We start from the raw sequence: 3,789 nt of genomic DNA, 5'->3' as shown, positions 1-3,789 counted from the left end.
TGTGGGGGGGGGGCCGCCCGCTGCGGCCGGGGGGGGGGGCCCCCTGCACCGCCCCCCCCCCCCGCGGGTGCGGCGGCGGCTCGTCCGGGCCGATCCGCCGTCCCTGCCCGCCCTCGGCCGCCGCTGGGCGGGCCATCCCGGGTACCTGGCCGCGCTGGTGAAGGAACTGCCCCGGGAGCGGCGCGAGGCGTTCCACGACGCCGTCACCGAGCACGCGCCCACTCCCGACGGGCTGATCCCCGACGCCGTCCTGGCCGTGCTCCCGCGCGAGCGCCGCCGGGCCGAGGAGCGGCGCCGTGCGGACCGCGCCCGCCGCGACGCGTGGCCGGCCGACCGGCTGCTCGAAGCGGTCTCCCGCCTTCCGGTCGAGGAGGCCCGGCCGGAACTCGTGGCCGCGACACGGCGTTCCGACGCCGACATCCGCCGGGCGGGCTGGGTCCGGCTCGTCGAGAACGCGGTCCGCGCACGCGACGCCGCGGCGCTGGGCGAGGTGCTCGCACTGATGACGGGCCGGCTGCGCAACGACCGCGACCCCGTGCGCTGCGCCGCACTCGGGGCGCTGGCCGCGGTGCCGGTGCCGCTGCTGGCCCCCGGGGCGTCGGTCGCCTGCCTGGACCGGATCGCGGCGGACGCGCTGGAGGCCCCGGACTGCTCCGCCGAGACGCGCCGGGCCCTGCTGCGGCTGGTGCAGGGCGTACTGGAGAGCCCGGCGGCGGGCCCCGCACCGCTCGACTGGGCGCTGCGCACCCTCCACGAGGTCACCGTCCGCACCGGGCGCCTCGCGTTCGCCGCGCCGCGGGGCGATCTGCCGCGTGGCCGGGAACGGCTCGTCTTCGACGCCCTGCGGCCCTGGCTGGAGGTTCGCGCGGCCAAGGACGACCACCAGCCGCTGGTCGCGCTCGCTGACTGCCTCGGGGACCGCGGCCGCCGTGTGCCGGAGCTCCGGCGGATGCTCGACGAGGCCCGCCGGCGGTGCACCGACGCGCTGTTCCCGCAGCTCGTCCGGATCTGGCTCGCGGACCCGGCGACGCGCCGCGCGCGGGTGGCCGAGGTGCTGGAGCAGGAGCCGTCGGCGGTCGCGCTGGAGCCCGTGCTGGAGGTGCTGTCGGCGCACCGCACCGATCTCCTGGACCGCGTGCTCGCCCCGCGCCCGCCGTACGGCCGGTTCCTGCGCGAGGGCGCCGCACGGCCGCTCCCCCGCTTCGACCGGGCGGACCGCTGGACACCGCGCCAGCAGGAGGAGGCCGCCTGGCTGGCCGAGGTAGCCGTCGAGGACGGGTCCGGGGCGGTGTACGAGCGGGCCGCCGTCCTGCGGGGCGCCGCGCGGATCCCCGACCACGGGCCGGAGCTCGTACGGCGGCACGCGCGTTCGGCGGACACGCTGCTCGCGCAGACCGCGCTCGCCGCGTCGGCCCGGACGGCGGAACCGGCCGTGTTCCTGCCCGAACTGCTCGCGCACGCGGGCGACGACCACGCGCGCGTCGCGGTGTACGCCGCCGGTCGGGCCGCTGCGGGCACCCGGCCGTCCCGGCTCGCGGAGTTGCTGGACGCGCTGTCGGGGTCGTCCTCGGGCGTCAAGGTGACCAGCCGCAAGGAGGCGGCCCGGCTGACCGTGCGGTTCCTGCCGGCCCGGCGGGCCGCGGCGCTGCTGGGACGGATCGCCGGGGACCCGGACGGCCATCCCGACGTGGTGACCGCCGCCGTGGGCCTCGCGATCGGGCTGCTGGAGACCGGGGAGGTCTGGGACCTGCTGGAGACGGCCGCGGCGAGCGGTACCGAGGAGGCGGGGACGGTCCTCGTGCTCGTCCAGCCGCTGCGGGTGGCGGACCGCCACCGGCCGCGCTACGCCCGCCTGGTGGCGCTCCTCGCCGCCTCCGGGCACCGGACCGTGGCCGACCGGGCGATCGCCGCGCTGCCGGGCTGGGTCGCCTACGCGCCCGAGGCGGCCGATCCCGTACGGCTGGCGGTCTGCGACCTGGCACCGCACCCGGGGTGGAAGGCCGCGGCGACGGCGCTGGAGAAGATCGCCGGTTCACGGCTGCCGCACCCGGTCGGCGGCGGTGGGCCCGGCAGTCAGTTCCACGCTGCCGTGGAGGAGCTGCTGGCCGTCGTACGGTCCGGTGACGACCCGGAGGCCGAGCCCGAGCGGGACCTGCCGGCCCTCCAGCGGGTCCGGTTCCTCTGCCAGAACCTCGCCCCGGAGCACCACGTGCTGCGCGCGGGCCTGGTACGGCAGCTCGCCGGCGAACCGGCCCTGGCCACGACCCGCGTGGCGCTGCTGCGGCGTGCGGTCGACCTGCGCGCCGAGCTTCCGGTGCTGCGGGCGGCGCTGGACGATCTCGTGGCCGCCCACGAGGGCCGGCCCGGGCTGGCGGTCGCGACGGCGAACGCCCTGCGCGACGGGAACCTGCACGGCGACCGGGTGGGGGACCCGGAGGTGGTCCTGGAGGCCGTACGCGCCCTCGCGGGGGACGGGGCCCGGGTGCCGGGCCTGTTCGCGGTCGCGCTCACCACGGCCGTGGGGCGGCGCCTGGGCTGGCCGCCGCAGTGGCGGGCGATGCTGCGGGAGCTGAGGCGGCACGCGGAGACGGAGGTACGGGACGCAGCACTCGGGGCGGTCACGCACCACGAGTGACGGCCGTCCGGCGGCCCGGAGACCCACACCCCATCCGGACCGATCATCACATTGCGGTCCATGACATCCTGTGACGTCACAACTCGCCGGGCGGAATCGGCGGACGTCCGGGAAATATGGGGAAGGTCGATGAGGCTCTGCTTCCTGGTGGAGGAGCACTACCGCCACGACGGCATGCCGAACGAGGTGATCCGGCAACTGACGGCGTGGGGGCACCGGGTGGACGTCGTGCGGCCCGGCGGTTCGCTGCTGCGGATGAATGAGGCCGTGGCCTCGGGCACGCACGACGCCTGGGTGCTCAAGACCGTGTCGGGCGGTCCGGGGCTGACCCTGCTCGAAGCCGCGGCCGCGGCCGGCATGACGACCGTCAACGACGCCCGCTCGATCCGGGGCGTCCGGGACAAGGCGCTGGCCGCGGCCATCGGACGGACCCGGGGGCTCCCGATGCCGCCGACGTACGCCGCGGCGCAGCCGGAACTGCTGCGGGAGATTCCGGCGGCGGAGTACCCGCTCGTCGTCAAGCCCGCGGACGGCAGCTCCGGGCGGGCCGTGCACCTGGTGTCGTCGCCCGCCGGGCTCGAAGCGGTGCTCCCGGCGCTGGCGGGCGAGCACATGCTCATCGCGCAGCCCTACGTGGCCAACTCGGGCACCGACATCAAGGTGTACGCGGTCGGCGGCGAGCTGTTCGCCACCGAGCGCTGCTCGCCGCTGCACCCCGATCCGGCGGTGCGGGAGCGGCGGGTGCCGCTGTCGGCCGAGGTCGCGGCGATCGCCGCGCAGGTGGGTGCGGTGTACGGGCTCGACCTGTACGGCGTGGACGTGCTGCTGGGCCCCGACGGGCCGGTCGTGGTGGACGTGAACGACTTCCCGAGCTTCCGTCAGGTCCCGGACGCGGCGGCCCGGGTGGCGCGGGCCGTCCTGGATCTGGCGGGCGCGGGCAGCGCGACGGCGGCCGGCTGCCACCCCCGGGCCCAGGGCCTGCCGGTGTCGATCCCGGCGCAGGGGGCCACGGCCGCGCGGGCCGGGGAGGTGGCCCTGTGAGGGTCTGCCTGGTCACGCCGGAGCCCGGCCATCCGCTGCTGGCCGCCGCGGCGGCGCTGCTCGAAGCCGCCGGGCACCGGGTGGAGTCGCGGGATACCGGGGCGGCGGGCGGG

At 77.7% G+C, this 3,789-nt stretch carries 2 protein-coding genes; both read left to right on the top strand.

Features of this window, described 5'->3' with window-relative positions:
• On the top strand, positions 1-2,635 hold a 2,635-nt coding region (locus ACFXA3_RS38115), incomplete at its 5' end, for a hypothetical protein (RefSeq protein WP_385195177.1).
• 129 nt (positions 2,636-2,764) lie between these two features.
• The gene (locus ACFXA3_RS38110; protein WP_385195174.1) at positions 2,765-3,676 is read left to right on the top strand and encodes a RimK family alpha-L-glutamate ligase; all 912 of its coding nucleotides are present in this window, start codon (positions 2,765-2,767) and stop codon (positions 3,674-3,676) included.
• Positions 3,677-3,789: the final 113 nt, after the last annotated feature.

Source organism: Streptomyces sp. NPDC059456 (assembly GCF_042750055.1).
Classification (GTDB): Bacteria; Actinomycetota; Actinomycetes; order Streptomycetales; family Streptomycetaceae; genus Streptomyces.
The sequence above is the reverse complement of the archived record's forward strand: the minus strand, read 5'-3'. Positions and strand labels throughout refer to the sequence as shown.

Coding starts and splice junctions, on each gene's coding strand:
- ACFXA3_RS38110 (WP_385195174.1), top strand. CDS start 2,765: ATGAGGCTCTGCTTCCTGGTGGAGGAGCACTACCGCCACGACGGCATG.